This window comes from Vibrio sp. RE86, assembly GCF_013114545.1.
GTDB lineage: Bacteria > Pseudomonadota > Gammaproteobacteria > Enterobacterales > Vibrionaceae > Vibrio.
Map to the genome: position 1 here is coordinate 1 of NZ_VTXI01000031.1, position 26682 is coordinate 26682.

The window sequence follows — 26682 nt, forward strand, 5'->3', positions numbered from 1 at the left end:
TCTTAGAAACATAAAAAATCCGAGTGCATGGAATACACTCGGATTTTGACACCTTGGAAGGATCGTTCAACCGATCATTTAACCCTTAACTGATCGGCATTAGACACCCAAGTGTCAGCTTTTTTTATTTCTATCGATATAAACGTGATGCTATTTGGCTTTCTTATCTACAATCGCCGCAAACACAGGAACCATATCTTCAAGTAACTGCTCTTCAACTGGTTTACCTGCAGAGTCGGTTACGTTAATCGATGTACGGTTACCAAGGTCACCAAATAGGAAGGTGTAAGTACCTGAACTTAAACCAATTGGTTTCACGCCAATGTCGTTCCAGAACTCATCATCAGGCGACGCATATTTCGCTTTCACAGTACCTTGAGACTGATTGCGCTCTTCAAGCGTAAAGCCCATTTCAGGCAACAGCTGAGGCAAACGTTGCCACAATACATTGTATGGAGTACGTGCAATGATAACAGGGAAGCCACTACGGTCAGAACCCATTGTGATTGGGATCTTTTTAACTAACTCTTCAGCTTTACGAGCCGCTTCTTCACGTAGGTCTAAGTCATAACGTGCAGTAACCAAGTTCGTCATCAATGCGTTGTAGCGCTCTTTATTGGTCGCAGTTACTGGCATCTCTTTGCCTGCTTCACGCCAATCAATCAGAGAAATTCGGAACCCGTAACGACCACCAGCCGCAACACGTTGGATCTCGTAACGAGCACCAATCTCAACATCTTCATCTTCTGAGGTCCAAGTGACCCAATCGGTTTCAATGCGTGTTGCTGTCTGTTCACGAATAGCAATATTGCGCTCAGAAAGCATCTTCTCAGCAGTTTGCCACACTTTATCTACTTCATCCTCGCGCAGCAGCCACAGTGTCGTTTCGCCTTGCTGACGCTCCGCACGCGCACCTGGGATAAGCTCTAGCACCTGCTGTGGTGGACGAATATCCACTTCACGACCGATACCACCGCTAAACTCACCTTGCGGGATGTTATAGTTTTGGTAGAACTCTGGGGTTGCTCCATCAGCAAGCGTCCACTCTTGCAGTTGCGGCGTATTAAGATATTCAAAATCATCTTTCGCCTGACGACGCTGCGTTGCGCTACCAGAACAAGCACTTAAAACAAAAACAGCTAGTGAACTGACGACTAGCTGGTGTGACAATTTCATTGAAACTCCTGATACATATACGCCGGAGCTAACCACTCCGGCATTCCATCTTCAAATTTAGTAAATACAAGCTTCTGTCATTGCTTGAGCCACAATCGGGCGCGCATTTTCAGAAAGCTCGGTCAGTGGTAGACGTAAACCACCTTCTTCAATCAGGCCCATTTTATGTGCAGCCCATTTAACTGGGATCGGACTTGATTCAACAAACAAGTTTTTATGTAGAGGCATTAGACGCTGGTTGATAATTTCAGCTTCTTCAAACTTACCTTCTTTCGCTAAACGGAACATTTTCGCCATGTCTTCCGCTGCAATATTGTTTGTTACAGAGATAACCCCTTGGCCACCCATTTTAACAAAATCTAGGCCTGTAGAGTCATCACCACTTAGTAAGATAAAATCTTCGCCACAAAGTTCACGGTGAATTGCAATTCGACCTAAATCTCCTGTCGCATCTTTCAGTGCAACAATACTTTCGATCTCAGCAAGACGCGCCACTGTTTCTGGCAGCAGGTCAACGGCAGTACGGCCAGGGACATTGTAAAGAATTTGAGGTACATCGCTTTCTTCAGCGATCGCTTTGTAGTGCTGGAACAAACCTTCTTGAGTTGGCTTGTTGTAGTAAGGCGTTACACTTAGACAACCAGCAATGCCTGAGTTGTTCAATAGTCGGCTAAATGTCACTGACTCGTGAGTTGCATTTGCGCCTGTACCTGCAATAACAGGAATACGACCTTCTGCGAACTCAACCGTCTTTGTAACAACCTTGACATGCTCTTCAATAGTTAGCGTCGCTGACTCACCAGTCGTACCTACTGCAACAATACCATCACTGCCGGCTGCTACATGATACTCCACCAGCTTTTTCAGGCTTACGTAATCTACTTCGCCATCATTATTAAACGGTGTAATTAACGCTACAATACTTCCTGAAAACATGTCTTTCTCCCTAATTTAGATACTAATCGCATGGTACTGTAAGGCGATTGATAAAGACAAGCGCTTCGTCCCGCTTAAATCACCTAAATGAATGAATATTTATCAGATGTTAGATGTTTGGCAAGTTAACTCATTCATTCACTGTAATGTCAGTTCTCGGTAAAGAAAGTTTTGCCTCAATCACAGCTGGCTAAATTACATTCGACACACATAAGAAAAGCGTTTACAGGCCATTTTTCTCCTAACCGAATGTGCTAAGCTATCTCATTAATAATCGAAATATTGATAAGTGAAGCTATGACTCAACATTTAGTGATTACTGCGGTAGGGACAGATCGCCCTGGGGTGTGCAACGAAGTTGTACATTTAGTCACTCAGTCGGGATGCAACATTGTTGACAGTCGAATTGCACTCTTTGGTAACGAATTCACGCTCATCATGTTACTTTCGGGAAATAACGCGGCGGTAACGCGCGTTGAAACTACCCTGCCACTGCTTGGCCAAGAGCATGATCTGATCACCATCATGAAGCGTACATCTACTCACGCTTATTTAGACAACACGTACACGCTTGAAGTCTTTGTTGAGTCGGATGATAAGCCAGGACTTACTCAAAAGTTCACTAACTTCTTTGCTGAGAAGAACATCGGTTTGTCATCGCTAAGCGCACAGACCATCGATAAAGAGAAAATCCACTCAGAGAGCAATCAATTCCATATTGCTATCACTGCGACAGTAGACTCTGAGTGCAACCTAATGCAGCTTCAAGAAGAATTCGACACTTTGTGTCACAGCCTTTCAGTACAAGGCTCTCTGAATTTTATTAAAAACAGTCAATAAAAAGGAATCCTCATGAACACGTTAACAGCCGGTGCACCTGCTCCAGCGTTTTCTCTGCTTGACCAAAATGGCGAGACCGTCTCTCTAGGCGACTTCAAAGGACAAAAGGTACTTTTCTATTTCTACCCTAAAGCAATGACTCCGGGTTGTACCGTTCAAGCTCAAGGATTACGTGACGTAAAAGCGGAATTGGATGCGCACAACGTTGCCGTACTAGGCGTGAGCATTGACCCTGTGAAACGTCTAGGCAAATTTATTGAGCGTGATGAGCTTAACTTCACCCTTCTATCTGATGAAGACCATGCCGTAGCAGAACAGTTTGGTGTTTGGGGCGAAAAGAAGTTCATGGGCAAGGTTTACGATGGCCTACACCGTATTAGCTTCCTAATTAACGAAGAAGGCGTCATTGAGCATGTATTCAACAAGTTCAAGACTAAAACTCACCACGAAGTAGTTCTTGATTACTTGAACGAAAATAAATAGCTCTGAAGATAAGTAATTCTGAAGATAAAAAAACGCCAGCGACTTCGCTGGCGTTTTTGTTGTTATGTTGTTTTAAACAATGAACTTATTCAAGATCGCATCTTGTTCACGTACGTTCTCGGTCTGAACTTGCATCGCCATATTGGCTTCTTCCGCTGAGTCAGCAACCTGAGTTGATAGGTCTTTGATCTTCACTGTGTTGCTGTTGATCTCTTCTGCAACCAAGCTTTGCTCTTCCGCCGCAGACGCAATCTGCATGTTCATATCGCTAATACGTTGAATTGCTTCACGAATACGCTGGAGTGCCCCATCAGCCGCTTGCGCTTTATCAACTGCATCGACCGCTGTGTTTTTACTCTCATTCATTGCTGCAGACACTGAGCTTGCCCCAGCTTGCAATTGCTCAATCATGTTACGAATCTCAGTCGTCGACTCTTGAGTACGTTGAGCAAGGGTTCTTACTTCATCAGCAACAACGGCAAAGCCTCGACCTGATTCCCCAGCACGAGCCGCCTCAATCGCTGCGTTAAGCGCAAGCAAGTTGGTTTGGTCTGCAATATCATTGATTACCTTCAAGATAGTTTCGATGTTTGCCGTTGCTGACTCTAACCCTTGAACTTCTTCAACTGCTTGGTCAATACGTGCAGACAGGGTATCGATTGAAACCGTGGTGTCACTCACCACTGATGAGCCATCTTGAGTTGCATCGTCGGCTTCTTTCGCTGCTGCCGCTGCACCTTGCGCGTTGTTAGCTACCTCTGTAGCCGTTACCGCCATCTCGTTCATCGCCGTTGCAAGCTGTTCTAATTCTTCAAGCTGACTACGCATTGCTGCAGCAGAGTGCTCTGCGCCTACAACGGTCATCTCCGTACCTCGAAGAATCTCAGCACCAATTGCTTTCGATTGCTGGATTTGAGTTTGTAGAGTCTGCGTGAAGGTGTTAAAGCCTTCAGCCAGTTCAGCGAACTCTTTGTCTGTATTGGTATCTAGACGTTTGGTGAGATCACCTTGACCAGAAGCCACATCTTGGATTGCATCATTCAGGTCACGCAGTGGACGCATTAACGCTTTAATTAAGAAGCTAAGCACGACAATACTTAATACGACACCGATAATCACATAGATAATTGAGCTATTACGCATTGAGGTAATCGCAGAAAAAGCGATACTCTCGTCAACGATCGCACCCACATACCAGTTTTCTGACGGTACTTTGGTCATACGAACAAGGAATGACGTTCCATCCATTTCAAATGACTGACTGCCTTCTTGGACGGTAACATTTGGTAAGTATGTTGACAGGTTTTGCCCATTGTTTTGCGAATTTGGGTGAGCAATCGTGTTGCCATCAGCAGTGACGATAAACAGGTAACCTGCGTCGAGTAAGTTGGCTTGGTTTACAAGATCAGCAAGACCCGTCAGTTCCATATCGTAGAACATGCCGGCAACCATTGAGCCACCCTGCTTGATCGGGGTACCAATCGAAATAATAACGTTCTTCGAGGAGACATCGACATAAGGATCCGTTACGACAAGACGACCTTGGCTTTTCGCATCTTGATACCAAGGACGCACGCGCGGATCATAGTCAGCGCCTGCTTCCCAACCGTCATCGTTTTCTACTACGAAGCCATCACTTTCGTAACCAAAGCCGATAGCAAGGAAAGACGACTTCAGTTTTGGCAATTCTAATACTTCTTGAACCCACTCTCGGTTATTTGGATCAAGTTGGAGAATTTCAGTCGTAGATTGTGCAAGCGCTTTTTTGGCTTCCATCTCTGACACAACGGTGTTTTTAACCCCAGTGACCATTTCCGTTAAGCTGGTATCAACCAATGCTTCCACTTCTTGTTTAACAGTGCTCAACTGCTGAATAGATAAAAGAGCGACTGTGACAAATAGTAGACCTGAAGAGGCCGCGACTATTTTTTGACTAAATCTCATATGATCCCTCGATGCTGCAAAATGTGCGAATGTTCTTATCGTTATAGTTATGTATCGTCTTCACTAACGTTTACTTAAATAATTTCTTACATTCTGTGACATAAGTAAATTACTAAATAGGACAAAATGCCAATTAACATCTATAAAAAACCCCGAGATGAGATCTCAGGGTTTGTAGAATGCATATGGTTTTATACGCTTTTAGGGCGAGGAAATAGGCTCATCATCATGACTTGGCAATGCATTCCAAACGGCTTTTACCAATGTAGCTAATGGAATCGCAAAGAACACGCCCCAAAACCCCCAAAGACCACCAAAAACCAACACAGCAACAATGATAGCAACAGGGTGAAGGTTGACCGCTTCAGAGAACAAAACTGGAACCAGTACGTTACCATCTAGAGCTTGGATGATGCCATAAGCAACAAGTAACCAATAGAACTGAGGGGTGAGACCCCATTGGAACAAGCCAACGATCGCAACAGGTACCGTTACTGCTGCTGCACCAATGTAAGGAATCAATACCGAGAAACCGACAGCGACTGCAAGTAACACGGCGTAGCGCAGATCGAGAACAGCGAACGTAATGTAACTCACCGTACCTACAATCAAAATTTCCATCACCTTACCGCGTATATAGTTTGAGATCTGTTCATTCATCTCATGCCATACTTTGGTTGCTAAACGGCGATTGCGTGGGAGTATGCCACTCGCCATCGAGATCATCTCTTCTTTATCTTTCAATAGGAAGAAAACCAACAGCGGAACCAGAATCAAATATACACCCAGTGTCGCTAGGCTAACTAAGGACGCTAACGAGCCTTTTACGACTGTTTCGCCCATTCCTATCACCTGATTTTTTGCGTTAGTTGCCAAAGACTCAACAATTTGTAAATTATCAAGTTCTGGGAAGCGATGAGGTAACTCAGAAATGAATCCTTGCAAACCAACGTACATGGTCGGGATATCATTGATAAGGTTACCCACCTGCTGCCAAATGGTCGGAACTAAGCCAAACACGGCAACCATCATCAAACCGATAAAACCTAAGATAACCAAAATCACGGCAAACGTTCTGGGGATACCGAAACGAGATAACTGAACAACTGGCCACTCTAGAAGATACGCTAATACAATCGCCACCAGCAATGGGGCAATCAGATCACCAAAAAAGTAGATTGTGATGAAGCCAAATAGAAGTATTGCTACAAGGCTGACCGCATGTGGATCAGAAAAACGTCGTTTATACCAACGACTCACCATTTCAAACATTCAACAAGATTCCTTAGTCACTTGCATACAATAATAGCTATCCATCTCTTCACAAGTTAGACCAAATTGGTGCTTGTGGAGGAATCGAGTTATATCACTCATAGAGTTGGAGTCAGAAACTAAAATTTGGAGTTGCTCTCCGACAACAAGCCCTTTAGTGTGACGCTTAGCAAGTAACAGCGCCATTGGGCATCGCTCTTGGCGTAAATCCAAAATATTCGGTTCCATTCTCTCGCCCGATGCATATTATAACGGGTAGATATTGTATAGTGTTTTTTTGCATGCGTCAGGGGAAATAGTCAGTGCTAAGTCACTACTCTGACTCTTGTGCAATAAAAGGTGGTAGTGGAAACCATCTGAACTCTGCGCTGTCCAAAGCGTAAAGCAACCTTGGTATGATTAGCCAAAGGTTTAAAATCAATGGAGTAACACCTGTCATTTATGTTTAAACGTACACGTTCATTAGTGTGTCTTTGTGTAGCAGCGGCATTAACGGCTCCTACGCCTGCCCTAGCAAACAATATAGACTTACCTGACATCGGTACTACAGCAAGTAGCACACTGACCATCGACCAAGAGATCCAATATGGTGACGCGTATATGCGTATGCTTCGCGCCAGTCAGCCTATCGTCAATGATCCGGTTCTTAACGAATACATTGACAGTCTAGGACACAGACTGGTTGCCAATGCTTCAGATGTAAAAACACCGTTTACGTTTTTCATGATTCGCGACCGAAACATCAACGCTTTCGCGTTTTTTGGTGGCTATGTTGCACTCCACTCGGGGCTATTTTTGCACGCCCAAAGTGAAAGTGAGTTGGCTTCTGTTGTCGCACACGAAATTGCTCACGTCACTCAACGTCACCTAGCTCGAAGTATGGAAGAGCAAGCGAGACGTTCACCAGCAACGATGGCCGCTTTAGCTGGCGCGCTCTTGTTAGCTATTGCGTCTCCTGAAGCGGGGATGGCTGCGATTACGGCCACAACAGCCGGCAGCATGCAAGGACGAATTAACTACACGCGCAGTAACGAGAAAGAAGCTGACCGATTTGGTATTAGTACACTTTCTAAAGCTGGGTTTGATGTGAACGCAATGCCACGATTCTTTGGCCGCCTTGCCGATGAATACCGCTACGCAAGTAAGCCACCGCCGATGTTACTGACTCACCCACTGCCTGAAGATCGTATTACCGACAGCCGAGCTCGTGCCCAAAATTACCCTGCGCGACGTGTCGATCCTTCATTAAATTACCATCTTGCTCGCGCTAGAATTGTCGCTCGCTATACGGGCATCGATGCCAAAGCTGCCGAAGATTGGTTTACTCGTACTCAGAAGAAAGCCTCCCCTGGCATTAAAGTCGCTTTTGAGTATGGACGAGCCCTTGTCCACCTCGATAATAATCAGCTCGATGAAGCCGCCGAGATATTAAACAAGCTCACTCAACAAGATCCTGATAACCGTTTCTATATTGATGCGATGTCCGATCTCTATATCGCCCAAAAGCAACCAGAGAAAGCGATTACACTACTTGAAAAGGCACTGAAATCAGCACCAAACAACGCCGTGATCACTATTAACTATGCGAACGTACTGATTAAACAGGACAAAAACAAAGAAGCGGTGAAAGTATTACAACGATACACACACGATAACCCTAATGATATGAATGGCTGGCACCTATTATCAGAGGCCAGTATTCACCTTGGTGCGAGTGATGAAGATCTTGCCGCTCGTGCAGAAGTACTCGCGCTGAAAGCAAATTGGAACAAAGCCATTCAATACTATACACAAGCCAGCCAACTCGCTGAGTTAGGCAGTTTGAAGCAAGCAAGATACGATGCGCGAATCGACCAGCTTATGGTTCAACGTGATCGCTTCTTAGCCTTACAATAATAAATGGAGAAAACTCTATGTCAGTCGTGATTTACCACAACCCACGATGCTCAAAAAGCCGCCAAACTCTTGCTCTTTTGGAAGAAAACGGTGTTCAGCCTGAAATCATCAAATACTTGGAAAACACACCGAGTATTGATGAACTAAAAACACTTATGTCACAACTTGAGATCACTGAAGTACGTAAGATGATGCGTACGAAAGAAGACATCTACAAAGAACTTGAGCTTAAAGATGCTGACGACGAAACTCTATTTAAGGCAATGGCAGAAAATCCAAAGCTGATCGAGCGCCCAATCGTAGTTGCAAATGGTAAAGCGAAACACGGTCGTCCACCGGAGCAAGTTCTAGAGATCTTATGAGTTGTAAGATTGTCGTCCTTTACTACAGTCGCCACGGTTCCACTCGTGCATTGGCTAGACAGATTGCTCGCGGTGTGGAGTCAATCCCACACTGCGAAGCGGTTTTGCGCACCGTCAATGAGATCGAGTCAGAAAGCCAAGCAGACGACCCCATTATCTCAATCAGTGAGCTAAAGCAGTGCGATGGCTTAGCGATGGGAAGTCCTGTTTGGTTTGGCAATATGGCCGCTCCGCTTAAACACTTCTGGGATCAGACGACTTCGATTTGGTTGTCAGGTGATTTGATTGATAAACCTGCATGTCTGTTTTCTTCTTCATCGAGTATGCATGGCGGACAAGAGAGCACAATCCAGACTATGATGCTGCCACTATTGCACCATGGCATGATGATTTTAGGGATTCCTTACTCTGAACCTAAACTGCACTCAACCCAATCCGGTGGTACACCTTACGGCGCAAGCTCAGTGAGTGGTCACGGACATACGCTATCCGAAGAAGAAATTGAACTTGCACAAGCGCTTGGTAAACGCTTGGCAAGTACGGCCTTAAAACTGAAGGAACAATAGAATGCAAGACATGCAACCAAGAACCAAGCTGTTTCGTTTTCTTGCGCTGTTTGGCAACTTAGCCCTGCTGGCATGGGTAGCATTATGGCAACTGTCACTTTCTCCGCACCCTCATATTAGCGGGACAACGCTGGCCATTGCATGGATGGTCCCACTCTTATTGCCACTGCCCGGGATTTTGGTTGGAAAGCCATACACTCATGCTTGGGCGAATTTCGTTCTGATGCTCTACTTCCTGCATGGCTTCACGATCTTGTATATCGATGACGGAGAACGTTGGCTTGCGGTTGTCGAGCTTGCGCTAACCACCATCGCATTTTTCGGCAATATTCTCTATACGCGAGCACGCGGACAAGAGTTAGGCATGAAACTGAAAAGGCTGTCTAAAGTAGAGAAAGAAGAGAAAGCACGTTTTGAGTCTGAATAGTTTTTCTTTTGAATAAACAACTAATACCAACCTAAATAAATATCTGGTCATTCTTGCTTGCTAAAATCGCTAATAGCTTCGTTATAGATTTTGTAGGTAGGTCAACTAGCTAGCTGCAATCTATGTAGTTTATAGCGTTTCTGTGTCTTGAACTTCGACATCGCCTGATTGAACATCGACCTCAGTGCTACCTTCAACGGCAGGTGTCTCTTCAACAACCGCTTCTTCAATTACAGGAGCGACGTAAGGCTTACCTTGCCATTCAAACACTAAAATCATCTCTGATGGAGACAACTCTGGTTGTTTCGTCTCCGTTGGTTCGGCTTCAGAAACTTCACCTGTACTTGCGTCCGTAGACGGTGAAACAAGCTCAGATTGTTCATTCACAGACTCACTCGACTGTCCGTCTACAGGCAGCCCAGGCTCTGGAGAAACAAGTAGAGGTTGTGATTCAGTGATGCTCTCTAGTTGCTCAATGGGTCCGACTCGGCGCACCTCTTGCTCAAACTCTTGTTGAGAAGAAAGCAGATGAACATTAAAGGTCACTTCATTACTTTGGATTTTCAGGATATCCACTGCAGCAACAGAACTTAGCTTTTTAAGGTTGTTCTCCAAAGTGAAGAAGCTCACCGCATCGTTTAACTCAGTAAAGCGTACTTTCACGGCTTCTGAAGACTCGCTAGCCACGATTACTGCGCTCTTCTTAGCGTAATAATCACTGATCTGGTTAATCATTTTCACAGCTGCATCGCTACCGTTATTTGAACCTGATAGTGGCGCTTGGCGAGTAATACCAATGGTGTTTGGTCGTTGATCATAGAGGCTCCAACGAACAGAGTTGTTTTGCGCTTTCACCACCAATACGGCATCAACAGGGTAACGTTGGCTTGCTTGACCGACTGGTTGAATAAATCCACCCCATAAGTCAGACACCGCTACACCCGTAATGTCATCGAAGTCACCGACAGGAACCGTCAGAGGTAAGCCACGTTTGACCGCTTGCGCTTTTAGGCTATCCAACACAACTGAAGAAGAGTGTTCCCATACGATGTTGCGATCAGCAGAGCTCTCTTCCACCAGCCAAACTAATAGGTTTTGACGCGAAGATGGCCATACAGGAAGCTGAGCTTGGCTTAAAAGAGAACGAATATGCGGCGCACTAAAGCCCATACGTAGCGTCTGCTCACCACCAACCTGACCATAACTGATCTCAGTTAAGTACTGAGAGTTCTGTTTCAGTGCTTTTTGTACTACTTCGTTCGATACAGCACTTTGGTCACCAGAAGCGCGAACAATCACTTCTTTCATGCCTTCAACTCGAGCTTGAGCGTCCGCTTTCTCAACCGTTTGGTCTAAAACGATTTCTGTTCGATACAAATCTACATTGGTCAGTGCCATAGCAGGTAATGTAACCAGCCCTAATACCAACAAAGCTAAATGGCGCATACTCTTCCTAAGATCAATTTCTTACACGATAAAGCTTGATGATAAGCAACTATCGGCTAGGGAGCAACTAAAGGTCTACACCCCTGTCAAAAATCTAACTTCAGCATCGGTAACTATTTCACTCGCCAATGGGTTAATCATTAAATATTTGATCCAGTTCGAATTGCAAACGTTTGGCCGAGTGATAAAATCCCGCGAATTTTATTTTTACTGAGTAGTTATCAATAATTCACTCAGTTATCTCCACCCAAAGGAATAACTATATGAAAAATGCCATTCAAGGTGCACAAATGCTATTTGTCGCATTCGGAGCATTGGTCCTAGTGCCACTTCTTACCGGGCTCGATCCAAGCGTTGCATTGTTCGGTGCAGGTGTCGGCACCCTACTGTTCCAACTGGTTACTCGCCGAAGTGTCCCTATTTTCCTAGCATCGTCGTTCGCTTTTATTGCACCCATTTTATACGGCGTACAAACTTGGGGCATTCCTGCAACCATGGGCGGTTTGATGGCAGCGGGTTGTGTATACGTAGCAATGGGCGCAGTCATCAAAGTGCGTGGTGTCGAAATCATTCACCGTTTGCTTCCACCTGTTGTTGTCGGCCCTGTGATTATGGTGATTGGCCTTGGTCTTGCGCCAGTTGCAGTGAGCATGGCTCTTGGTAAAGTGGATGGCGCTCAAGTGATTGATGCGGATGCCTCTTTGGTCATTTCCGTTGCATCATTACTGACGACCATCATTTTGAGTGTCTTTGCCAAAGGATTCTTAAAGCTGACGCCAATTCTTGGTGGTATCGTGGTGGGCTATGCGCTCAGCCTCGGCTATGGCATTGTTGATTTTACCCCTGTTCAGCAAGCATCTTGGTTTGCTTTACCAAACTTCACCGCGCCTGAATTCAACATCAACGCGATTCTATTTATGATTCCAGTAGCAATTGCACCAGCAGTTGAACACGTAGGTGACATGCTTGCAATCTCAAACGTGACAGGTAAAAACTACATTAAAAAGCCAGGTCTTCACCGCACAATTACCGGTGACGGGGTGGCAACCATCGCAGCTTCTCTGGTCGGTGCACCGCCAAATACGACCTACTCTGAAGTAACAGGCGCCGTTATGCTGACAAAAGCGTTTAACCCAGTCATCATGACGTATGCCGCTGTGACTGCGATTGTTTTAGCACTAGTTGGTAAATTAGGGGCGGTGCTACAAACGATTCCAATGCCTGTGATGGGCGGTATCATGATTCTTCTTTTTGGCTCTATCGCAACAGTTGGCCTAAATACACTGATCAAAAACAATGTCGATCTGCACAAATCTCGTAACCTTGTGATCGTAGCAATTACTTTGGTATTTGGTATTGGTGGTATGGCGTTTGGCATTGGCGAGTTCAGCCTTCAAGGTGTTAGCCTTTGTGGTATCGTGGCTATTGCCCTGAACCTTATCCTGCCAAAAGATCTTGGTGAAAACCATGTCGTGGATAATGCTCAGATGGAAGAAGAGACCAAGTAAATTCCAGATATGGGAAGATTGTAGAGGGTTGGTATTTAGTGCCAACCCTTTTTATTTTCAGCACTGTAACCGTCATTCCATGAATAAGTGAAAATCTATAACAGATTCCCTACTCGTTCCTTCGTCACTCTATGGAATGACAAAGAGGGTTAAAGACATAGCTCCGCAAACTGGCCACGAGTTAAAGACGCCAAATCTTTAGGTGCTAGCTCTATCTCCAGACCTCGCTTACCTGCACTCACACAGATAGTCTCTTGCTCTGTTGCGCTCTGATGAATAAACGTTGGTAGCGCTTTCTTTTGACCCAAGGGACTAATTCCGCCCACGACGTACCCTGTCGTCTTTTGCGCAATTTCAGGATCTGCCATATCCGCTTTTTTAGCTTTAGCAACCTTAGCCGCTTGCTTAAGGTTCAACTTTTGATCAACTGGAATAACCGCAACTGCGAGGTTCTTGGGCTCCCCGTTGAGACAAAAAAGTAACGTTTTGAATACTTGGTTGGGGTTTTGCCCTAACGCTTCTACTGCCTCTAATCCATAGCTTGCAGCCCTTGGATCATGCTCATATTGGTGAATCGTATGCAGGACTTTTTTCTTCTTAGCGAGGTTAATAGCAGGAGTCATGCTCCCTCCTGTAATATCAATAAAAAAGCGCCGCTCGTGTGAGCGGCGCTTTTTAGCTTAATAAGACTTACGACTAAGAGTCAACTTACTTGTAAACCATCTCGCCTGATGGAGCGAACTTGTTCACATCAATTGGGCTGTTTTGCTCTAGGAACTCTTTAAGTACTTCTGCGTCAACAAAGCCTGTGTTAACGAAGCCTGGGTGACCTGATAGTTTAGGGTAACCATCACCGCCCGCTGCGTTGAAGCTTGGTACTGTAAAGCGGTAAGTCTCGTCTAGACGTAGCTGTTGACCACCGATGAAGACATTTGAAACTTCACCGTTAGCAACTGTCATAGAGATACCAGCAAACTGCGCGTAAGCACCAGAGTCAACCGGCTTAGTTGCGACTACGTTTAGGTAATCGAGTACTTCTTTGCCTGACATGTCTGTGTACGTCAGGATGTTCGCGAATGGCTGAACCGTAAGTACGTCTTTGTATGTCACGTCACCTGCAGCGATTGAATCACGAACACCACCAGAGTTCATTACCGCAAAGTCAGCTTTTGCACGCTCCATGTGAGCGGTTGCAATTAGGCGACCTAGGTTAGTCTGCTGGAAACGAACAACGTTACGATCGCCCTCTAGCTTGCCATTTGTCTCTGCAATCTTAACATCTAGCTGCGCTTTGCCCTGCTCTTGGTATGGACGTAAGAATTCAAGTAGCTCTTCGTCTTGCTTGATTTCATCTTCAATAAGAACACGCTGTTTCTTACCGTCGATCTTCACTTTCTTCTTCAGGTTCACTGGGATCAGATCGTAGCTAACCATTTCTAGTTCGCCGTTACGGAATTCGTAATCAGCACGACCTACGTATTTACCCCACTCATGCGCCTGAACGATGTAGGTACCGTTTTGCTCGTCTGGCTTACACTCATCAGAAGGCTTGAAGTTCTTCTTAACAACGTTTGGCGCTTCCATACATACAGGTTCTTGTGAGTGACCACCTACGATCATATCTAGAGAGCCTTCATCTAGGTAACGTGCAAGAGCAACATCACCCGGAGCGTTTACACCACGTTGGCCGTTTTCGTAGTGACCCATGTGCGTTACAGCAAAAATAAGGTCTGGTTTTTCCGTTTTCTCTAGTTCAGCAATCAGTTGCTTCGCTTCTTCTTTAGGATCACGGAAGTCGATACCACCGATAAACTCTGGGTTACCGATTTTTTGTGTATCTTCTGTTGTTAGACCGATAACAGCAACTTTGATGCCTTGTAGGTCAAACATTTCGTAAGCCTGGAACATACGCTCGCCAGTCTTTTTGTCGTAAATGTTTGCCGATAGCATAGGGAAGTTTGCCCACTCTTTCTGTTTCATTAGAACTTCTAGAGGGTTATCAAACTCGTGGTTACCAAGTGCCATTGCATCGTAACCAATCTTGCTCATACCTTTAAAATCTGGCTCAGCATCTTGAAGATCTGACTCAGGCACACCTGTGTTGATATCACCACCAGACAGTAGTAGTGAGCTACCACCTTCAGCTTCGATTTCAGCGCGTAGTTCGTCAATTAGCGTTTTACGTGCAGCCATGCCGTACTCGCCGTATTTGTTCTGCCAAAAACGACCGTGGTGGTCATTAGTGTGAAGAACTGTCAGCTTGTAAGTCTTGTCTGCTTCCCACTCATGTTGAGGTGCTGTTGCACAACCCGCTAGAGTAGCCAAAATTGCTGCGCTAATTGCGCTTTTTACGATCAGGCCTTGCTTCATTGTCATACCTTTTGAACTTTTTGGGGGTTACCACTGCTTTTTATGCTGCTCTCTTTGAATAGACAAGCGCGATAAAAGCGCGCTCAAAGAGCAGTAAAACTTGAACTAGTTTAAATTAACGAAACCTACCTGACATGGAGATTTCATATTTATGTCGGATAGATCACCCTAAAGCGCTATCGAATGTGTAACAAACCGTCAAAATTACACTTGATTTCATAAATGATCACAGGCAAACGTTTGTATCAGATTATCAGCGGTTTGTGAGCTTGGTTAAGCATTCAACACATTTGGGAATCTTAAAGAATTAATGATTAGATATCAGCACCTTATTGTTATGATATAACATTTCAAAACTAGTAAAATTTGCTGAATAAAAGATAATTTCATCGACAAGTTTTACTGATTTTAGACACAAAAAAGCCGACATAACGTCGGCTTTTTGACAACACTTAGTCGTTACTTAATATCGATGTGGTCAAAACCTTTGATTAAATCGTCTAGGGCTTTCATTTGCGCTAGGAATGGCTCTAGTTTGTCTAGAGGTAGCGCTGAAGGGCCATCACATTTCGCTTGGTCTGGATTTGGGTGCGCTTCGATAAATAGACCCGCAATGCCTGTTGCTAGGCCTGCTTTCGCCAGTTCAACCGTTTGCTCGCGACGGCCACCTGATGCAGCACCTGAAGGATCACGCATTTGCAGTGAGTGCGTTACATCAAAGATGATTGGGCTACCATTTGACGCTTTCTTCATTACACCGAAGCCAAGCATGTCTACAACAAGATTGTCGTAGCCAAGGCATGAGCCACGCTCACATAGAATGATGTTTTCGTTGCCACATTCTGCAAACTTGTCAACGATGTTCCCCACCTGACCTGGGCTCATGAACTGAGGTTTTTTCACGTTGATTACAGCACCTGTTTTCGCCATCGCTTCAACAAGGTCAGTTTGACGCGCTAGGAACGCAGGAAGCTGGATTACGTCAACCACATCCGCTACTGGCTGTGCTTGCGCTTCAGTGTGAACGTCTGTGATGATCTTTACACCAAATGTATCTTTCAGCTCTTGGAAGATTTTCATACCTTCTTCAAGACCTGGGCCACGGTAAGAGTGCACTGAGCTACGGTTCGCTTTATCAAATGACGCCTTGAATACGTATGGGATACCCAGTTTTTCAGTCACTTTTACGTAGTGTTCACAGATTTGCATCGCTAGATCACGAGACTCTAAAACGTTCATGCCTGCAAACAGTGTAAATGGCTTGTCGTTCGCTACTGGAATGTCACCAACGTGGACAATTTTCTGTTCCATTTTATTCTCTCTATTCTTTGAAATGCCAACGGACTCCGCTGGACTTAATGTAAGGTCACCTGAGTTTCACTCATGGCGGTCACTTGATTCTTGAGTAACTCTGCCGCTGGATCATCGGGGCATTGATCAATAAAAAATTGATAGTCAGTCAATGCAATTTGATGACAATCGAGCTGCTGATAGATAAACCCACGGTCACGAATTTCATACGGGTCATCAGGCACGAACGTCAACGCTAAGTCTGTGCACTTTAGTGCCAAAGTATAGCGCTCTTCTCTTAATAGAGCACTTTTCAGCAGAGCCAACCAGCGACCAATGACGGTTGGATTATCCGTCGTTTCAAGGTGCTCTGACTTCAATGTCGCTAATGGCCCTTTATGACCAATCAACCAAGCACTTAATGTATGCTCTGAAACGTATTCACCGTTGAATGGGTTGAGGTAAAGTGGTTTCTCGTTGTACCACTCGATCTTGAGTAAAAATTGAGTTGGGAAAATCACACTTACCACAGGGAAACCAAGTTTACGTGCAATATAAAGTAAGATGGCGCCCAAGCTCACTGGGATCCCTTTGCGCTTTTGCAAAACTTTATCGACAAAACCATTTTCAGATTGGAAATAACTCTCTCGATCTCCTTGGAAGCCCCACTCATGGTAGAACATTCTCAGCAGTGATTCGAAACGTTGCTGTTCGTTTATCTCGTGTGCCAGAACCAGCTCAGCTTCTTCTACTAAGCGATTTAGCTCTAGCTCTGCCCATCTAACTTCCGTTTTAGGGTTGATCGCTTTGTTTAATGCCAATGCGCCTTCAACCAGCTCCATTGCATCAAAGTCTTCATCAAATAACTCAAGCATAATGGCTATGGTTACTCCGTCTATTCAAACCTAAAAGCTCGCCTATTATCCAAACAATACTGGCGCTTTGGTGACGGCAACTTTACCTGCCATCGCAAGCCATCCTAATGCGCCGAAGAACGAGAAGGTTCTTAGCAGCTTGTTTTTACCCAGTTTTAGAGCAAAGAAACCAAGAGCGATGTAGGCCAGCACGCATGTCAGCTTTTCAGTTAACCAAGGTGCAGCAGGTGTAAATGGAATAAAACCAGTGATAAAGATCAAGCCCACACCTGAAAGCAGTAAACAGGTATCATTTATATGCGGGAATACTTTGAAGAACTTTTTCTCCAATAGGTTCGAATTCGCCATCATCATTGCAAAACGCACAGACAGAAGCGTAGCGCTAACGGCAATGGTCAGTAGGTGGAAATGCTTTAAACCTTCGTACATCAATATTCTCTCTTACTTTACTGATGAAACTGACCAATGGTTACTCGGTCGTTGTCACCATAATCCTTGTAGGTTGCCACTTGGCTATAACCAAGCGACTCTAATAATTCTCTCACTGGCGCACCTTGCTCAAAGCCATGCTCAAACATCAGCCAACCTTGATCAATAAGGTAGTCACGGGCATGAGTTGCGATATGTCGAATATCGGCAAGACCTTTCTCTTCTGCAACCAATGCACTAAGTGGTTCAAATCGCACATCACCTTGGGCTAAATGTGGATCTTCTTTCTCAATATATGGCGGATTAGAGACGATTAAAGCAAACTCTGTACCGTCCTCTAACGGAGAGAACCAACTTCCCGCTAAAAAGCGCGCGTTTCGAATGTTCAATGAATCAGCATTAGATTGCGCCAATTGCTGGGCATCTTCTTTAAGATCGATACCAGTGACATTTCGATGAGGTAACTCTGAAGCCAATGCCAACGCGATCGCACCAGTCCCAGTACCAAGATCCAATATATCACCCTGATTTTCTGACGCTTTATCTAAAGCAATTTCAACCAAGCGTTCAGTATCGGGCCTTGGGATTAATGTCGTTGGAGAGACTTTAAGTGGTAGAGACCAAAACTCACGTTCGCCCACGATATAAGCGACAGGCTCACCGGTGATGCGTCTTTCAAGTAGGCTGCTAAAAGCCAACAATTGGTCAGTTTCGAGTATTTTGTCAGGCCACGTTAGCAAGAAAGAACGAGGCTTATCGAGCGCATGGCAAAGAAGTACCGCAGCATCAAGAGAGGGCGAATCGCTGCCGCTCTCTTGAAGTCGCTGCACAGCTTTCTTTAGTGTGTATTCAACACTGTTTTCAGCCGACATTAGATTAGTTGTTCTCTGCGAGTGCCGCTAACTGATCAGCTTGGTGTTCTTGGATAACAGGATCAACCAAGCTTGATACATCACCTTCCATCACTTCGTTTAGACGGTAGATGGTTAGGTTGATACGGTGATCAGAGACACGACCTTGTGGGTAGTTGTAAGTACGAATTCGGTCGCTACGGTCACCAGAGCCTAGTAGGTTACGACGTGTGTCAGACTCTTCAGCTGCGCGCTTCGCTTCTTCAGCCTGAATGATACGTGCAGCAAGAACGGCCATCGCTTTCGCTTTGTTCTTATGCTGAGAACGTTCGTCCTGACACTCAACAACTGTACCTGTTGGCAAGTGAGTAATACGGATTGCAGAATCCGTGGTGTTAACGTGCTGACCACCCGCGCCCGATGCACGGAAAGTATCGATTTTCAGATCTGCTGCTTTGATTTCAGGGATTTCCGCTTCTGGGATTTCCGCCATTACAGCAACCGTACATGCTGATGTATGAACACGGCCTTGAGATTCAGTTGCCGGTACACGTTGAACACGGTGACCGCCTGACTCAAACTTAAGTACGCCGTATGCACCGTCACCAGACACTTTAGCGATCATCTCTTTGTAACCGCCGTGCTCTGATTCATTTGAAGACATGACTTCAACACGCCAGCCTTTCTTCTCTGCAAACTTGCTGTACATGCGGAATAGGTCACCAGCAAAGATGCCAGCCTCATCACCACCAGCTCCTGCACGAATTTCTAAGAAACAGTTACGGTCGTCATTTGGATCTTTAGGAAGAAGGAGGATCTGAAGCTCGTCAGTTAAACGCTCGATAGTCTCTTTGGATTCTTTGATCTCTTCTTGCGCCATTTCGCGCATCTCTTCATCATCTTCTTTTGCCATCTCTTCAGCGGCAATAAGATCTTCCTGAGCTTGCTGATACGCTTGGAAACACTTAGTCACTTCTTCAAGCTGAGAGTACTCTTTCGATAGCGCGCGGAATTTGTCTTGGTCACCGATTACGTCTGGATCGCCAAGTAGATGTTGAACTTCTTCGTAACGCTCAACTAGGGTTTCTAGCTTAATTAAAATAGAGGCTTTCATAGTTTTCTTTAACTCAGGGGTCTAATGAAATCTGTCACTCTTATTGGCTAAGAGTTTTCCAGACCTAAACTTTGTCTTAGGGTGGCAAGCTTAGTTGGCTCACCTTTCTCTGCAGCACTTTGTAGTGCACGAGTTGGCGCATGGATGAGCTTGTTAGTTAGCTTATTGCTCAACTCTAACAAGACTTTCTCGGCATCAGCACCTGCTGCAAGGGACTGTAAACTTTTATTCAGAAGCTCTTCGCGAATTTCATTGGCAGACTGACGATATTCTCGAATGCTGTCTACGGCTTGTAATGAACGCATCCAAGACATAAATGCAGCACTCTCTTCGCTGACAATGGCTTCTGCTTGAATCGCTTCAATCTTACGTTGTTCTATGTTGCTATCAACAATCGACTGCAAATCATCGACGGTATAGAGGTAAGCATCGTTAAGCTCGCCGACCTGCGATTCAATGTCGCGTGGAACAGCAATATCAACTAATAATATTGGCTGGAAACGACGCTGCTTTAGGGCAGTTTCGACCATCCCTTTCCCGATAATCGGTAATGGGCTTGCTGTCGAACTAATGACGATATCAGCTCGAGGTAAATGCTCAGGGATATCTGGCAAACCAATGATCTCGGCGCCAAATTGTTCCGCAAGAGGTAAAGCCCGCTCTTTAGTACGGTTAGCCACAATCATATTAGTGCAACCATTACCAGCGAGGTGCTTAGCCACCAGTTCGATGGTTTCACCCGCGCCCACTAACAACACCGTAGATTTCTCTAACGATTCGAAAATGTGTTTGGCTAACGTACATGCCGCATACGCGACAGAGACGGCATTACCACCAATGTCTGTTTCTGTACGGACTCGCTTAGCGACGGAAAAGGCTTTTTGGAACAGCTTTTCCATTGAGGAATCAACGGCCTTTAACTCTCGCGAGTCAGTGTAGGCTTGTTTTACCTGCCCTAATATCTGAGGTTCACCCAACACTAAAGAGTCCAATCCACACGAAACCCGCATCAGGTGACGAATGGCCGCCTGCTCTTCATGAACATAAAGACTGGGTTTAAGATCTTCAGGACTAACCTGATGGAATTGGGACAACCAATCGATCACCTTCGTTTTACTGCCACTTTTTACATCACAGTAAATTTCAGTACGATTACACGTTGAAACAACGACACTGCCGTTGACCAGAGAGTTTTGACCTAGCTGTTTTAGTGCTTCAGGCAACTTATCCGGACCAAATGCGACTTTTTCACGCAGTTCGACTGAGGCCGTATTATGGTTGATACCTATAGCAAGCAAAGACATGTATCGATGATTCTCTGATTCATATAATGGACAAATAAGGACGGAATTTTACTTGATGACCCCGTTTATTGAAAGGGGAATCCCGATATGTTTTCTAGAGTTCGTGATTTCAATGATATAGTGAAGATATACCTAGGGCAAAACTGGATAAAATATCAGCAATGATGCGACTTTTTCGTTCCTTATCTCTCATCCTTTTCACTTCGCTGTTCTTACATGGCTGTGCCACAATTGAAAGCACCACCGATGTTGAGTGGCAAAGTCACCAGCAACGTTTAGCGCAAGTCACTCAATATCGTGCGTCAGGAAAATTAGGCTATATTTCTCCAGAGCAAAGACAGTCCTTGAACTTTCAATGGAGCAACGCCCCTGACAGTACTCAAGTCAGACTGACAACCTTTTTAGGCCAAACTGCGCTTAATTTGACGTCATCGCCAAATGAGGCAAGTGTAGAAACCTATGACGGCGAAACGTATACCGCTCCAACCCCTGAAGTTTTAATACAACGCCTGACTGGATTAAATATCCCCGTCAAGCAGCTCAATGACTGGATGCTTGGTAGACCAACTCAAGCGGATGCCTACCAACTAAACCAGACTAATACCCTCGCGTCATTAACCAAACAAGTCGGAGCGCATACTTGGAAGCTCGACTACCTCAGCTATCAAGATGTCCAATACCTAGGTAGTACCCTCCCACTTCCGAAAAAGATTAAGCTGACGCAAGGGGACATCTCTATCAATATTGTTATCTCAACGTGGAAATTCAACGAATGATCTCTGAAACCACAACCTGGCCATCTCCGGCAAAGTTAAATCTTTTTCTTTACATCACTGGTCGTCGTGACAACGGCTATCATGAATTGCAGACTTTATTTCAGTTCTTAGATCACGGGGACGATTTAACGATCACGGCAAACGACACTGGTGAAATCACTCTATCCCCTGAGATCCCAGGCCTGCCTTTAACTCAAAACCTGATTTGGAAGGCGGCGAAAGCACTGCAAGAAATAAGCGGTTGTACCTTTGGCGCTCATATTGAATTAAACAAAGTATTGCCTATGGGTGGTGGTATTGGCGGAGGCTCTTCTAACGCTGCTACTGCACTCGTCGCATTAAACCATCTTTGGCAAACTCAATTATCGGACTATGTTCTTGCTGAGATAGGTCTAAAGCTTGGTGCCGATGTTCCAGTTTTCACGCGCGGTTTTGCTGCGTTTGCACAAGGCGTCGGTGAAGAGCTAACCAAAGCCGAACCTGAAGAAAAATGGTACCTAGTGGTTCGCCCTAACGTTTCGATTGCAACTGTAGACATATTCACCCACCCAGATCTGACGCGAAATACGCCAAAACGTTCACTGGCAACGCTTCTTGACAGTGATTACGGAAACGATTGCGAAAAAATTGTTCGAATGCTGTACCAAGAGGTTGATAACCAACTTTCATGGCTGCTACAATACGCGCCGTCGCGATTGACTGGCACTGGATCGTGCGTTTTTGCTGAATTTTCGAGCAAAAGTAACGCCGAATCAACGCTAGCTGAACTGCCTGACACAGTCTCTGCTTTTGTTGCTAAAGGCAAAAATATATCGCCTTTGCACGAGAGACTGGCTAAGTATCGCTTAGCCCACATACAATCTATTTAAAACTGGACGCAACCCTGAGGTTTCCACCGTGCCTGATATGAAGCTATTTGCTGGTAACGCTACACCTGAACTAGCCCAACGTATTGCTGATCGTCTATACATCTCTCTTGGTGATGCTACTGTTTCTCGTTTTTCTGATGGCGAAGTCGCTGTTCAAATCAACGAAAACGTACGTGGTAGTGATGTTTTCATCATTCAATCTACTTGTGCACCAACTAACGACAACCTAATGGAACTTGTAGTGATGATTGACGCAATGCGCCGCGCTTCAGCGGGCCGTATTACAGCAGTTATCCCTTACTTTGGTTACGCTCGCCAAGACCGTCGTGTACGTTCTGCTCGTGTGCCAATCACTGCAAAAGTTGTTGCTGACTTCCTTTCTAACGTTGGTGTTGACCGCGTTCTAACTATCGACCTACACGCAGAACAGATTCAAGGCTTCTTCGATGTACCAGTTGATAATATCTTCGGTACTCCAGTTCTTCTTGAAGACATGGCAAACCGTGGCCTAGAGAACCCTGTTGTTGTTTCTCCTGACCTAGGTGGTGTTGTACGCGCTCGTGCAACGGCTAAAGCACTAGGTGACGTAGATATCGCTATCGTTGATAAGCGTCGTCCACGCGCTAACGTGTCTGAAGTAATGAACCTAATCGGTGATGTTGAAGGTCGTGACTGTGTGATCGTTGATGACATGATCGACACAGGTGGCACACTATGTAAAGCAGCTGAAGCGCTAAAAGAGCGCGGCGCTAAGCGTGTATTCGCTTACGCAACTCACGCTGTATTCTCAGGCAACGCTGCTCAAAACATCGGTAACTCAGTACTAGACCAAGTTATCGTGACTGACTCAATCACTCTACCAAAAGAGATGGAAGCGACAGGTAAAGTAACTTGTCTAAGCCTATCTCGCATGCTAGCTGAAGCGATTCGTCGTATCAGCAATGAAGAGTCAATCTCAGCAATGTTCAACTAATCGAACTGCGATAAATCAATTATAAAAACACCCCTTTTTGGGGTGTTTTTTTATTTGGACTATTTTTAATACCAACCAGAATAAATATCTGGTCATTCTTGCTGGTTAAAATCGCTGATAGCATCGTTATAGATTTTGTAGGTAGGTCAGCTAGCTAACGGTAATCTATGCCTTGCTCTAAGCGATTTTTCCTGTGCAATTATCTGATCACCTATTTATCCCGATTGGTATAACTCATCCTCACTCGCCCGATGTGAGATTTGTGTGCTATCATACTGCGCTTTTTGAGATTCCAAGAGAGATCCTAACCTTGAGTCAACAAATTAAATTGCTTGTCGGCCTCGCTAATCCAGGGCCAGAATACGCTAGAACTCGCCATAATGCAGGTGCGTGGGTGGTCGAAGAACTCGCTCGCGTTCACAACGTCACTCTAAAAAACGAAGCAAAGTTTTTTGGTCTAACAGGGCGCATCATGGTCAACGGTCAGGATCTACGTTTACTTATCCCCACTACTTTCATGAACCTCTCAGGCAAAGCTATTGCTGCACTGGCAAAGTTTTACCAGATCAAACCTGAAGAGATCATGGTTGCACACGACGAGCTAGATCTACCTCCGGGTGTTGCTAAATTTAAGAAAGGTGGTGGGCACGGTGGTCACAATGGCCTTCGCGATACCATTAGTAAACTTGGAAACAACAAAGATTTTTATCGTCTTCGAATTGGCATCGGCCATCCGGGGCACAAAGACAAAGTAGCCGGTTTTGTTTTAGGCAAAGCTCCAGCAAAAGAGCAAGAGCTTCTTGACGCGGCAGCCGATGAATCAGTACGCAGCCTAGACATCTTATTAAAAGATGGCCTATCAAAAGCACAAAATCGCTTACATACGTTCAAAGCAGAATAAGGTTTATATCATGGGTTTTAAATGTGGCATCGTTGGTCTACCAAACGTTGGTAAGTCAACTCTGTTTAATGCACTAACTAAAGCAGGTATCGAAGCAGCAAACTTCCCGTTTTGTACCATCGAACCAAACACAGGTATCGTTCCAGTACCTGATCTACGTCTAGATGCATTAGCGAAAATTGTTAATCCGCAGAAGATCCTTCCTACAACGATGGAATTCGTTGATATCGCTGGCCTAGTTGCTGGTGCATCTAAAGGTGAAGGTCTGGGTAACAAATTCCTAGCAAACATCCGTGAAACTGACGCAATTGGTCACGTAGTTCGCTGTTTTGAAAACGAAAACATCGTTCACGTTTCTGGCAAAGTATCACCAATCGAAGACATCGAAGTGATCAACCTTGAACTTGCACTAGCTGACTTAGACAGCTGTGAGCGTGCAATTCAACGTAACGCTAAGAAAGCAAAAGGCGGTGACAAGGACGCTAAGTTCGAAATCACTGTTCTAGAAAAGCTACTACCAGTTCTTACTGAAGGTGGTATGGCGCGTACGGTTGAGCTTTCAAAAGAAGAAGCGGCAGCAATTGGCTACCTAAACTTCCTTACACTAAAGCCAACAATGTACATTGCGAACGTAAACGAAGACGGTTTCGAAGATAACCCGTACCTAGATGCAGTTCGTGAATACGCAGAAAAAGAGAACAACGTAGTTGTTGCTGTATGTGCGGCTATCGAGTCAGAGCTTTCTGAACTTGAAGACGAAGATCGCGAAGAGTTCCTAGCAGATATGGGTATCGAAGAACCAGGTCTAAACCGCGTTATCCGTTCTGGTTACGAACTACTTACTCTGCAAACTTATTTCACTGCTGGTGTTAAAGAAGTACGTGCTTGGACTATCCCTGTTGGTGCAACTGCGCCACAAGCAGCGGGTAAGATCCACACTGACTTTGAGAAAGGCTTCATCCGTGCTGAAGTTGTTGGTTACGACGACTTTATCCAGTTCAACGGTGAAAGCGGTGCGAAAGACGCAGGTAAATGGCGCTTAGAAGGTAAAGACTACATCGTAAAAGATGGCGACGTAGTTCACTTCCGCTTCAACGTTTAATTTCTATACAAGTCATTGACTTTAAAGGTCAGCAATCATGCTGGCCTTTTTGTTATCCCTCGATTTACTTTTCACTTAACTCCCACGAGTTGCATCATTTTGTTATCAGTTTTCGATCATTAACACGCCTCTTTGTTTAAAAAGAAATCGAACAGTCCATTTATCTCGATTTATTCAAAAAAACTATTGACGGTTTTATCTCAACTCCGCATAATGCGCCCCGTTCCCAACAAGACGGCAACGTCATGTCAGGAACAACAATATGGTATTGGCTACGTAGCTCAGCTGGTTAGAGCACATCACTCATAATGATGGGGTCACAGGTTCGAATCCCGTCGTAGCCACCATTCCTAAATACTTTTACGAAAGTAATTAGGAATTGATGCGGAAGTGGCGGAATTGGTAGACGCACCAGATTTAGGTTCTGGCGCCGCAAGGTGTGAGAGTTCAAGTCTCTCCTTCCGCACCATTATTTAAGTCTGGCTTTTGATGCCGCCATTCCCTGGTTCGAATCCAGGTAGACCTGCCACTATTCATAGTGTTAAGCCTAATTGAAAAATGGCTTGTCACTAAGAGCGCAACAGTTTATATTGTCTCGCTCACGAGTGGCTACGTAGCTCAGCTGGTTAGAGCACATCACTCATAATGATGGGGTCACAGGTTCGAATCCCGTCGTAGCCACCATTCCTTTTTAGGATACAGACATAAAGTTATTAGTTTTTACCAATTAACTAGTAGCTATGTAGATTCAAGACGCGGAAGTGGCGGAATTGGTAGACGCACCAGATTTAGGTTCTGGCGCCGCAAGGTGTGAGAGTTCAAGTCTCTCCTTCCGCACCATCTTGATTCAATCTACATATAAGTAATTTGCGGAAGTGGCGGAATTGGTAGACGCACCAGATTTAGGTTCTGGCGCCGCAAGGTGTGAGAGTTCAAGTCTCTCCTTCCGCACCATTATTTAAGTCTCTTTTA

Annotated in this window: 26 protein-coding genes and 5 tRNA genes; 17 read left to right on the plus strand and 14 right to left on the minus strand. The window is 45.0% G+C overall.

Translation table 11 applies throughout. From position 1 onward, the window contains the following. Positions 1-150: 150 nt before the first annotated feature. Complete coding sequence (gene bamC, locus F0231_RS19825; RefSeq protein ID WP_171761413.1) at positions 151-1176, minus strand: outer membrane protein assembly factor BamC; 1026 nt, start codon at positions 1174-1176, stop codon at positions 151-153. A gap of 57 nt (positions 1177-1233) precedes the next feature. Continuing rightward, positions 1234-2112: a 4-hydroxy-tetrahydrodipicolinate synthase gene (gene dapA / locus F0231_RS19830; RefSeq protein ID WP_171761414.1), complete on the minus strand. Its 879-nt coding sequence runs from the start codon at positions 2110-2112 to the stop codon at positions 1234-1236. A gap of 297 nt (positions 2113-2409) precedes the next feature. Here dapA and F0231_RS19835 point away from each other — a divergent pair, with 297 nt between their 5' ends. Further along, entirely contained in the window at positions 2410-2952 is a 543-nt protein-coding gene (locus F0231_RS19835; protein WP_171761415.1) for a glycine cleavage system protein R, read from the plus strand. Between the two features lie 12 nt (positions 2953-2964). Next, positions 2965-3435: a thioredoxin-dependent thiol peroxidase gene (gene bcp, locus F0231_RS19840; RefSeq protein WP_171761416.1), complete on the plus strand. Its 471-nt coding sequence runs from the start codon at positions 2965-2967 to the stop codon at positions 3433-3435. A 72-nt stretch (positions 3436-3507) separates the two neighbouring features. On the opposite strand, the gene F0231_RS19845 is transcribed toward bcp, so the two are convergent. From F0231_RS19845 to F0231_RS19855, 3 genes are all read right to left on the minus strand, one after another. Continuing rightward, the gene (locus F0231_RS19845; RefSeq protein WP_171761417.1) at positions 3508-5379 is read right to left on the minus strand and encodes a methyl-accepting chemotaxis protein; all 1872 of its coding nucleotides are present in this window, start codon (positions 5377-5379) and stop codon (positions 3508-3510) included. A 201-nt stretch (positions 5380-5580) separates the two neighbouring features. Continuing rightward, complete coding sequence (locus F0231_RS19850; protein WP_171761418.1) at positions 5581-6651, minus strand: AI-2E family transporter; 1071 nt, start codon at positions 6649-6651, stop codon at positions 5581-5583. Then, positions 6652-6879, minus strand: coding sequence for a sulfurtransferase TusA family protein (locus tag F0231_RS19855; protein ID WP_171761419.1), 228 nt, complete (start codon positions 6877-6879; stop codon positions 6652-6654). A 213-nt stretch (positions 6880-7092) separates the two neighbouring features. Here F0231_RS19855 and F0231_RS19860 point away from each other — a divergent pair, with 213 nt between their 5' ends. The 4 genes from F0231_RS19860 to F0231_RS19875 are packed head-to-tail and all read left to right on the plus strand — an operon-like array spanning position 7093 to position 9902. Then, positions 7093-8547 carry a M48 family metallopeptidase gene (locus tag F0231_RS19860; RefSeq protein ID WP_171761420.1) on the plus strand — a complete coding sequence of 485 codons (1455 nt, stop codon included), beginning with the start codon at positions 7093-7095 and terminating at the stop codon, positions 8545-8547. A 17-nt stretch (positions 8548-8564) separates the two neighbouring features. Beyond that, positions 8565-8909 (plus strand): arsenate reductase (glutaredoxin), encoded by a 345-nt coding sequence (gene arsC, locus F0231_RS19865; protein ID WP_171761421.1) that lies wholly within the window; start codon positions 8565-8567, stop codon positions 8907-8909. Then, positions 8906-9475 carry an NAD(P)H:quinone oxidoreductase gene (wrbA, locus tag F0231_RS19870; protein ID WP_171761422.1) on the plus strand — a complete coding sequence of 190 codons (570 nt, stop codon included), beginning with the start codon at positions 8906-8908 and terminating at the stop codon, positions 9473-9475. The genes arsC and wrbA overlap by 4 nt, the downstream gene beginning before the upstream one ends. A 1-nt stretch (position 9476) precedes the next feature. Continuing rightward, positions 9477-9902, plus strand: coding sequence for a DUF2069 domain-containing protein (locus tag F0231_RS19875; RefSeq protein ID WP_171761423.1), 426 nt, complete (start codon positions 9477-9479; stop codon positions 9900-9902). A 129-nt stretch (positions 9903-10031) separates the two neighbouring features. Here the strand turns inward: F0231_RS19875 and F0231_RS19880 are convergent, their stop codons facing one another. After that, positions 10032-11348 (minus strand): DUF2066 domain-containing protein, encoded by a 1317-nt coding sequence (locus F0231_RS19880; protein ID WP_171761424.1) that lies wholly within the window; start codon positions 11346-11348, stop codon positions 10032-10034. Positions 11349-11611: 263 nt separating this feature from the next. On the opposite strand from F0231_RS19880, the gene F0231_RS19885 reads away from it, so the two are divergent. Beyond that, positions 11612-12856: a uracil-xanthine permease family protein gene (locus F0231_RS19885; RefSeq protein WP_171761425.1), complete on the plus strand. Its 1245-nt coding sequence runs from the start codon at positions 11612-11614 to the stop codon at positions 12854-12856. A gap of 149 nt (positions 12857-13005) precedes the next feature. Here the strand turns inward: F0231_RS19885 and ybaK are convergent, their stop codons facing one another. From ybaK to hemA, 8 genes are all read right to left on the minus strand, one after another. Next, positions 13006-13479: a Cys-tRNA(Pro) deacylase gene (gene ybaK, locus F0231_RS19890; RefSeq protein WP_171761426.1), complete on the minus strand. Its 474-nt coding sequence runs from the start codon at positions 13477-13479 to the stop codon at positions 13006-13008. 85 nt (positions 13480-13564) lie between these two features. Continuing rightward, complete coding sequence (gene ushA / locus F0231_RS19895; RefSeq protein ID WP_171761427.1) at positions 13565-15226, minus strand: bifunctional UDP-sugar hydrolase/5'-nucleotidase UshA; 1662 nt, start codon at positions 15224-15226, stop codon at positions 13565-13567. A gap of 459 nt (positions 15227-15685) precedes the next feature. Then, entirely contained in the window at positions 15686-16537 is an 852-nt protein-coding gene (gene kdsA / locus F0231_RS19900; protein ID WP_171761428.1) for a 3-deoxy-8-phosphooctulonate synthase, read from the minus strand. Between the two features lie 44 nt (positions 16538-16581). Further along, entirely contained in the window at positions 16582-17391 is an 810-nt protein-coding gene (locus tag F0231_RS19905) for a SirB1 family protein (protein WP_171761429.1), read from the minus strand. Positions 17392-17436: 45 nt separating this feature from the next. Then, positions 17437-17820: a SirB2 family protein gene (locus F0231_RS19910; protein WP_171761430.1), complete on the minus strand. Its 384-nt coding sequence runs from the start codon at positions 17818-17820 to the stop codon at positions 17437-17439. Between the two features lie 17 nt (positions 17821-17837). Then, entirely contained in the window at positions 17838-18692 is an 855-nt protein-coding gene (gene prmC / locus F0231_RS19915) for a peptide chain release factor N(5)-glutamine methyltransferase (protein ID WP_171761431.1), read from the minus strand. Positions 18693-18696: 4 nt separating this feature from the next. After that, complete coding sequence (gene prfA / locus F0231_RS19920; protein ID WP_171761432.1) at positions 18697-19785, minus strand: peptide chain release factor 1; 1089 nt, start codon at positions 19783-19785, stop codon at positions 18697-18699. 47 nt (positions 19786-19832) lie between these two features. Then, the gene (hemA, locus tag F0231_RS19925; protein ID WP_171761433.1) at positions 19833-21089 is read right to left on the minus strand and encodes a glutamyl-tRNA reductase; all 1257 of its coding nucleotides are present in this window, start codon (positions 21087-21089) and stop codon (positions 19833-19835) included. 161 nt (positions 21090-21250) lie between these two features. Between hemA and lolB the strand changes: the two genes are divergently transcribed. The 10 genes from lolB (at position 21251) to F0231_RS19975 (ending at position 26664) form a co-directional block, all read left to right on the plus strand. Continuing rightward, the gene (gene lolB / locus F0231_RS19930; protein WP_171761434.1) at positions 21251-21865 is read left to right on the plus strand and encodes a lipoprotein insertase outer membrane protein LolB; all 615 of its coding nucleotides are present in this window, start codon (positions 21251-21253) and stop codon (positions 21863-21865) included. Then, a complete protein-coding gene (ispE, locus tag F0231_RS19935; RefSeq protein WP_171761435.1) occupies positions 21847-22734 on the plus strand; it encodes a 4-(cytidine 5'-diphospho)-2-C-methyl-D-erythritol kinase in 888 nt (295 codons plus the stop codon). The genes lolB and ispE overlap by 19 nt, the downstream gene beginning before the upstream one ends. Positions 22735-22762: 28 nt before the next feature. After that, entirely contained in the window at positions 22763-23707 is a 945-nt protein-coding gene (locus tag F0231_RS19940) for a ribose-phosphate diphosphokinase (RefSeq protein WP_171761436.1), read from the plus strand. A 310-nt stretch (positions 23708-24017) separates the two neighbouring features. After that, the gene (pth, locus tag F0231_RS19945) at positions 24018-24608 is read left to right on the plus strand and encodes an aminoacyl-tRNA hydrolase (RefSeq protein ID WP_171761437.1); all 591 of its coding nucleotides are present in this window, start codon (positions 24018-24020) and stop codon (positions 24606-24608) included. A gap of 10 nt (positions 24609-24618) precedes the next feature. After that, positions 24619-25710 (plus strand): redox-regulated ATPase YchF, encoded by a 1092-nt coding sequence (gene ychF, locus F0231_RS19950; protein ID WP_171761438.1) that lies wholly within the window; start codon positions 24619-24621, stop codon positions 25708-25710. 270 nt (positions 25711-25980) lie between these two features. Further along, positions 25981-26057 (plus strand) — tRNA-Met (locus F0231_RS19955). Between the two features lie 37 nt (positions 26058-26094). Next, positions 26095-26179, plus strand: a tRNA-Leu gene (locus tag F0231_RS19960). Positions 26180-26317: 138 nt separating this feature from the next. Next, positions 26318-26394, plus strand: a tRNA-Met gene (locus tag F0231_RS19965). Positions 26395-26465: 71 nt separating this feature from the next. Next, positions 26466-26550 (plus strand) — tRNA-Leu (locus F0231_RS19970). A gap of 29 nt (positions 26551-26579) precedes the next feature. Further along, positions 26580-26664, plus strand: a tRNA-Leu gene (locus F0231_RS19975). Positions 26665-26682 lie beyond the last annotated feature (18 nt).